At 66.2% G+C, this 6,441-nt stretch carries 8 protein-coding genes; 5 read left to right on the forward strand and 3 right to left on the reverse strand.

Annotated features, from left to right (window positions below; genetic code table 11):
- Positions 1-82: 82 nt before the first annotated feature.
- The 3 genes from BraRD5C2_RS03805 to BraRD5C2_RS03815 all read left to right on the forward strand — a co-directional run bounded on the left by BraRD5C2_RS03805 (position 83) and on the right by BraRD5C2_RS03815 (position 2,425).
- Positions 83-892 carry a LytTR family DNA-binding domain-containing protein gene (locus tag BraRD5C2_RS03805; protein ID WP_223966938.1) on the forward strand — a complete coding sequence of 270 codons (810 nt, stop codon included), beginning with the start codon at positions 83-85 and terminating at the stop codon, positions 890-892.
- Between the two features lie 124 nt (positions 893-1,016).
- On the forward strand, positions 1,017-2,081 hold the full coding sequence (locus BraRD5C2_RS03810; RefSeq protein ID WP_223966939.1) for a ketopantoate reductase family protein: 1,065 nt from the start codon (positions 1,017-1,019) through the stop codon (positions 2,079-2,081).
- Positions 2,082-2,230: 149 nt separating this feature from the next.
- Positions 2,231-2,425 carry a hypothetical protein gene (locus BraRD5C2_RS03815; RefSeq protein WP_223966940.1) on the forward strand — a complete coding sequence of 65 codons (195 nt, stop codon included), beginning with the start codon at positions 2,231-2,233 and terminating at the stop codon, positions 2,423-2,425.
- A gap of 261 nt (positions 2,426-2,686) precedes the next feature.
- Here BraRD5C2_RS03815 and rnk read toward each other — a convergent pair whose 3' ends face one another.
- The 3 genes from rnk to BraRD5C2_RS03830 all read right to left on the reverse strand — a co-directional run bounded on the left by rnk (position 2,687) and on the right by BraRD5C2_RS03830 (position 4,520).
- A complete protein-coding gene (rnk, locus tag BraRD5C2_RS03820) occupies positions 2,687-3,106 on the reverse strand; it encodes a nucleoside diphosphate kinase regulator (RefSeq protein ID WP_223966941.1) in 420 nt (139 codons plus the stop codon).
- Between the two features lie 320 nt (positions 3,107-3,426).
- Complete coding sequence (locus BraRD5C2_RS03825) at positions 3,427-3,957, reverse strand: chromate transporter (RefSeq protein WP_223966942.1); 531 nt, start codon at positions 3,955-3,957, stop codon at positions 3,427-3,429.
- Positions 3,954-4,520 (reverse strand): chromate transporter, encoded by a 567-nt coding sequence (locus tag BraRD5C2_RS03830; protein ID WP_223966944.1) that lies wholly within the window; start codon positions 4,518-4,520, stop codon positions 3,954-3,956. The genes BraRD5C2_RS03825 and BraRD5C2_RS03830 overlap by 4 nt, the downstream gene beginning before the upstream one ends.
- Positions 4,521-4,636: 116 nt before the next feature.
- On the opposite strand from BraRD5C2_RS03830, the gene BraRD5C2_RS03835 reads away from it, so the two are divergent.
- Positions 4,637-5,551, forward strand: coding sequence for a LysR family transcriptional regulator (locus tag BraRD5C2_RS03835; protein WP_374707961.1), 915 nt, complete (start codon positions 4,637-4,639; stop codon positions 5,549-5,551).
- A 194-nt stretch (positions 5,552-5,745) separates the two neighbouring features.
- Complete coding sequence (locus BraRD5C2_RS03840; RefSeq protein ID WP_223966947.1) at positions 5,746-6,294, forward strand: carboxymuconolactone decarboxylase family protein; 549 nt, start codon at positions 5,746-5,748, stop codon at positions 6,292-6,294.
- The last annotated feature ends 147 nt before the right edge of the window (positions 6,295-6,441 follow it).

The following is a 6,441-nucleotide window of genomic DNA, read 5'->3' on the forward strand; positions in this document are numbered from 1 at the left end:
GAATGACCGACCGTCCGGCTGCTATAGGAAGGGGCGGTCTCGGGTCCACGTCCACTTCGCGAACGGCAGTTCTTATTCGCCAATGACCATCACCGAGCTTTTTCGCCAGGATTCAATGGCCTTGCCGCGGCGCCACGCCGCGCTGGTGCTGCCGGTGGTGACCGGTGTCGGGCTCGCGATCGTGGGCGCGTTCGGCACCTATGTCGGTATGGGGTTGCTGACGCGGCTGGTCCATTTCGTTGTGGGCGCGTTGTTGATCACCACCCTGGTCATTGGCGTGACGGCGCTGGTGCGGCGCTATCTGTTCTCCGGTGCCGAGCCGTTCTGGGCCGCGATCGGCGTCGCGATAGCGGTTGCGCCGGCCGGCGGCTGGATCGTTCAACAATTGTTATGGCTGCTGGCGCCGCAGGCACTTCCCTTCGTGACTTACCGCGACCTCACCCTGCAGGTGCTGTCCATCAACCTGTTCCTCGGCCCGCTGGTCTGGGCCCTCCGGCGGGTACCCGCTGAAGCTGGCGATCTTGCCATCGACCCGGCACAGCCGACGTCTCCGCCGGACGCATGCTGCTCGTTTCGTTCGAAATTGCCGTTTGCGCTCCGCAGCGCGGCCATCCTGTCCCTGAGCGCGGAGGACCATTATGTCCGCGTCCGCACCGATCGTGGTGAGGTCCTGATCCTGATCAAGCTCGCCGATGCCGTCGCAGCCCTGGGCCCGGAAACCGGGGTGCGGATCCATCGGTCGCACTGGGTCGCCCACACCGCCGTCCGCGGGCTGACGCGTCAGTCCGGCCGGCTCGGCGTCCGGCTCGACGACAATCTGGTGCTGCCGGTGAGCCGCGCCGGACAGAAACTACTGCGTAATCAGCAGGATAAGATGCCGCTCGGCGCCTGAGCCGACAAAGCCGCATCATCGCGCCAAGGCGCTTGGCCGGATCGCCGGAACATCGTAAGACAAGTATCTGGTATACCACGGACCGCCGGCAAGAGGTCCGGGATTGGTCTTTGAGAGAGGAAACATGGCGCGCAACATTCTGATCCTTGGGGCTTCCTACGGCTCCCTGCTGGGGACCAAGCTTCTGATGGCGGGGCACAACGTGTCCCTGGTGTGCCGGAAGAACACCGCTGATCTGATCAACCGCGACGGCACCGAGGTGCGCATCAAGCTGCGGGACGAGAAGCAGCATCGCTCGATCTTCTCGCGCGACCTGCCGGGCAAGCTCGACGCCGTCACGCCCGCCGATGTCGACGTGTCGCGCTACGACATGGTTGGCCTTGCGATGCAGGAGCCGCAATACACCAACCACACGGTTCGCGTGCTGATGATCAAGATCGCGGCGGCGAAGCTGCCCTGCCTCTCGATCATGAACATGCCGCCGCTGCCGTATCTGAAGCGGATCCCCGCGCTCGCCGGCATGGACCTCGAGGAAGCCTACACCAACGCGCAGGTGTGGGAGCGCTTCGAGCCGGGCCTCGTCACGCTGTGCTCGCCGGATCCGCAGGCGTTCCGGCCGCCGGAGGAGAAGGCCAACGTGCTGCATGTCGGCCTGCCGACCAACTTCAAGGCTTCCGTTTTCGCCGACGACAAGCACAACAAGGTGCTGCGCGAGCTCGAAGCCGACATCGACGCGGTGACGCTCGACGGCCAGGACGTTCCGGTGAAGCTGAAAGTGTTCGATTCGCTGTTCGTGCCGCTGGCGAAATGGTCGATGCTACTGACCGGCAATTATCGCTGCATCACGCCGACTGAGCCGCAGTCGATCCGCGACGCCGTCCACGGCGACCTGACGCGCTCGCAGGCGATCTATGACCATGTCGACGGCATGGCGCGGAAGCTCGGCGCCGATCCTGCCGATCAGGTGCCGTTCGCGAAATACGCCACGGCGGCGGAAAGCCTGCTCAAGCCGTCATCGGCGGCCCGCGCGGTCGCCGCCGGCGCGCCGTTCATCGAGCGCGTCGATCTGCTGGTGAAGCTGATCTCGCACCAGCTCGGCACGCCGAGCGCCGAGATCGACCGCACGGTGGAGACCGTCGATCAGAAGCTGAACGAGAAGATCGTGCAGGGCGGCTCGGGCGCCCAGTAACAGGAACGCACTTTGATGGCGGGGGGCAGGAAGCACCCTCGCCATGCATCGGCGCTCGGCAAAGCGCGTAATCGCGACTGCCGAACGCATGGCTCGACCTGTTCAGCTGAGGTAGGCTCGCACGAGATTTGCGGTTGGGAGCCACCGACATGCCGATCAAATCGCTTCCTCTCCTTGCCATCTATGGCGACCTCGATCGCGCGCGCGACATCATGCGCGCCTGGCAACCGCTCGACCATCTGTCGTCTGATGATGCCGAGATCGTCGTGAAGGCGATCGCCGAAGGCATCGCGCGCGGGCGCAGGCACGGGCTCGAGATGGGGCAGTGCCATTTGGCGGCGTAGGATTGCGAACACGGCGTTCGGGTATCGGAACCTATCCTCGTGAGGTGAGCGCGCTAACCAGGCTCCCTCCCCCCTTGTGGGGGAGGGTTGGGGAGAGGGGTGGCCTCGGGCGAGATGATTGACGAGGGCTCTGACCGCGCAATCGTGTTCGCATGTCGCCGCAACGAATTCGGAGAGAGCACGTCGTGTGGCACCCCTCTCCCCAACCCTCTCCCACAAGGGGAGAGGGAGCCCTCCCGGCGGTGGCTCCCTTACACGCCGCTAGCTCTGCTGTTTCACCGCCAAAATCGTCACCGCGCGTGTCCGATGGCTCGGCGTCTGGAAATCGATCGTCTGGCCGACCGACAATCCGATCAGCGCGGCGCCGACCGGCGTCAGCACCGAGATCCGTCGCAGCGCGATGTCGGCTTCGTGCGGGTACACCAGCACGACTTCCCTGACGTCGCCGGTCTCGTCGTCACGGTAGCGCACGCGCGAGCCCATGCGGACCACGTCGGGCAGTTCGGAATCGTCGGCGACGACCTGGGCGCGGTCGGTCTCGCGTGCGAGGAACTGGGCCACGCGCGGAAACACCGCCATGCTGGAATCGGCCAGCGCGCTGAGGCGCAGCGCCTCGCTCGCGGTGATGACGATCGGCGGCAATGCGGGAGCGGTGAAGTCGTTCTGATTGGTTCGGGTCATGTCGGATGATCTTTGCGGTTGGTCGCAGGCGCGGCGACGCCGTCGCGCGGATGTCTGACGCGACGCGACGGAGCGAATGATTTCGATGAAGCTATGATTTTGACGACGACGAGAATCCGGACGGCGCGCGATCGCCGGCCGGCTAAGTGCCTGCGTGCAGACGTCCAGCGCGCAAACCGAAGCGCGTAATGCGGGTGTCGATGCTCAACATGTCGATCATGGCACCATCAACATAGCCGCTGGTGACGTTGCATCCATTGCGGCGAAAGCGCGCATGCGCGTGCCGCGGAACGACGCGACATCGCCGCAACGGCTTTGCGTCAGGGCTGGCCGATGCCGGTGAGGCCGAGCACCGCGCCGGCGGCGAGCGCGAGCAGCGGATGGATGCGGGTCGTGGTGGTCGCGATCGCGACCATGGCCGCGATCAGGATGGTGCCCCAGCTCGAGGTCGACGAATGGGTGATGACGATGGCGCTGGCGGTGACGAGGCCGGCGGTGACCGGAACGAGCCCGGCCTGCACTGTGCGGCGCCACGGCCGGTCCTTGAAGCGTTCCCAGAGCCGAAGCGCGAAGCCGGTGACGAGCGACGACGGCCCGAACTTGGCGAGCGAGGTCACCAATACGCCCGAAAAGCCGGCGACATGCCAGCCGACCAGCGGGACCACCATCATGTTCGGTCCCGGTGCGGCCTGCGCCAGCGCGAACAGCGCGCCGAATTCCTGCGCGGTCATCCAGTGATGGATGTCGACCACCTGGCGCTGCATCTCCGGCAGGATGGTGTTGCCGCCGCCGAACGCGAGCAGCGAGAGCTCGGCGAAGATCAGGGCGAGCGTGACCAGCGTTGCGGTCATGACGCCTGCCTCGATCGGAGGACAATGCTGAGCGGCGCGAGCGTCAATAAGGTCGGCAGCAACGGCAATCTGAACACCGCGATCGCGAGCACGCAGAGCGCGCCGATGACAAGCCCGAGCACATCGCGCCGCAATGGCCAGGCGATCTTGATTGCGGTGGAGATCAGCAGCCCGGCTGCTGCTGCAGCGAGACCGCCGAACAAATGACGCACCACCGGGTCGTCGGCAAAGCGGCCATAGATCACGCCGAGGCCGATCACGACCGCGGTCGGCACCGCGATCAGGCCGAGGATGGAAGCGAACGCGCCGGGAATGCCGCGAAACTTCAGCCCGACCGCCACCGACATGTTGATGATGTTGCCGCCGGGCAGGAACTGGCAGAGCCCGAGCAGGTCGGTGAACTCGGCGCCGGTCAGCCAGCCGCGCTTCTCCACCATCATGTGGCGTGCCAGCGGCAATACGCCGCCGAAGCCGGTCAGCCCGAGAATGAAGAAGCCCGTGAACAACTCGCCGATATCAGGTGCGTCGTGCCTGGCGGTCTGTGCGGCGGGTATGGCGTCCATCGGCGAGGCGGCTCCGGTTCGTTCGTTGTTGAGCTGACTTTAGTTGGCCGCGTGCCAAATATCCAATATATGGATACGGGAATTTGCATATCTATTGCATATGGATCGCCCTGATGATCGAGCTGCGCCATCTCCGCTATGCCGTCGCGGTCGCCGAGGAGGGGCATATCACCCGCGCCGCTGCGCGGCTCGGCATCCAGCAGCCGCCGCTGAGCCAGCAGATCCGCGCGCTGGAAGCCGCGATCGGCGCGCCGCTGTTTCGCCGACAGCCGCGCGGGGTCGAGCTGACCGCCGCCGGTCGCGCCTTCGTCGGCAAGGCGCGCGCGATCCTGCGCGATACCGAGCTCGCCGTGGAAGCCGCGCGCCGCGCGAGCCGCGGCCAGGAGGGGCAGCTTGCGATCGGCTTTACGTCTTCGGCCGCCTTCCATCCCTTCGTCACCGGCGTGATGCGCGAAATGCGCGAGCGCGCGCCGGCGATCACGCTGTCGTTGGAAGAGGCCTCGACCGGCGAGCTGATCGAAGCCGTCGAGGCCGACCGGCTCGATGCCGCATTCGTACGTTCGCCGAGCGAGCGGCTGGAGAACCTCACGATCACACATCTGCTCGACGAGGAGATGCTCGTGGCGCTGCCCGATCATCATCCGCGCGCCCGCAAGGACCCGCGCCGGCGGATCTCGCTGGCCTCGCTCGCCGACGAGCCGCTGATCCTCTACCGCCGTCCCACCGGGCCCGGCCTCTACGACAGCATCATCGCCGCCTGCCGTGCAGCGGGCTTCAGCCCGAAAGTGGCGCAGGAGGCGACACGGATGGTATCGACGCTGAGCTTGGTCGCAGCCGGGCTCGGCATTTCGATCGTGCCGGAATCGATGGCGCGGCTGGAGACCGCAGGCGTGTCCTATCTCCGCCTCGACCGCGCCACCGGCCTCGTCGCGCCGCTCGCACTGGCCCGCAAGAAAGGCCCCGCCGCCGGCACGCTCGGCCGCCTGCTCGGCATCGTGACGCGCAGGGTGAAGGACCGGGCTGGCGCGTGAGGAAGTGTCGCGCGACCTAGCTGCGCGTCAACGCAGGCGCCGCGGATGGCGTGGAATGTGGGGAGTTTGGCGAACGCGCGCGTCGGGGCGCGGCTAGATAGCTCCCATCGAACCCTGATGCCGACGCGTCGATCGCAACAGCTCGGTTGCGTCCGGCGGCCTCGGGTTCAATCACCACAGTGAAAGGCAGTTCAATGGCACGTTTTCCTGTCCATACGCTCGACTCCGCCCCGGAAGCCTCGAAGGCGGCACTGCGTGACGTCGAGGCGCGGTTTGGCATGATCCCGAACCTTGCGGCGACGATGGCGACGTCGCCGGTGCTGATCCAGAGCTTCATCGGCATCTTCGACAAGGTTCACGGCGGCAGCTTCACCGAGCAGCAGATCCAGACCGTGCTGCTCACCGATGCGGTGACCAATGGCTGCACCTGGGCGGTCGCGCTGCATTCCGCGCTCGGTTTGCGGGCCGGGCTCGATCCTGAAGATGTCGACGCGATGCGTGCCGGCCGCTCGCCTGCCGACAAGACCCTCGGTGCGCTCTCGACGCTGGCGAGGTCGCTGATCGAAAAGCGCGGGCGGCTCGACGACGAGGAGATCGAACGATTCCTGGCGGCCGGGTTCTACAAGGACCTTGTGCTTGAAGTGATTACCATCGTGGCGGCATCGACCATCACGAATTACACCGGCAGCGTGACCAATCCGCCGCTGGAGGCCGGATTGCAGGCGCATGCCTGGAACGGCTGAGCCGATCTCAACTGTGCGTCAGTCGCTGCGCGCTGCACTCCCTCTCCCCGTTCTTACGGGGAGAGGGTTGGGGTGAGGGGCCGTCTCCGCATGGATGGCGATAGCTGCGTTTGCGGAGACTCCCCCCCCCCCCCCCCCCCCCCCGCG

Origin of the sequence: Bradyrhizobium sp. RD5-C2, assembly GCF_019972155.1 — a bacterium.
In the GTDB taxonomy this organism is placed as follows: Bacteria; Pseudomonadota; Alphaproteobacteria; order Rhizobiales; family Xanthobacteraceae; genus Bradyrhizobium.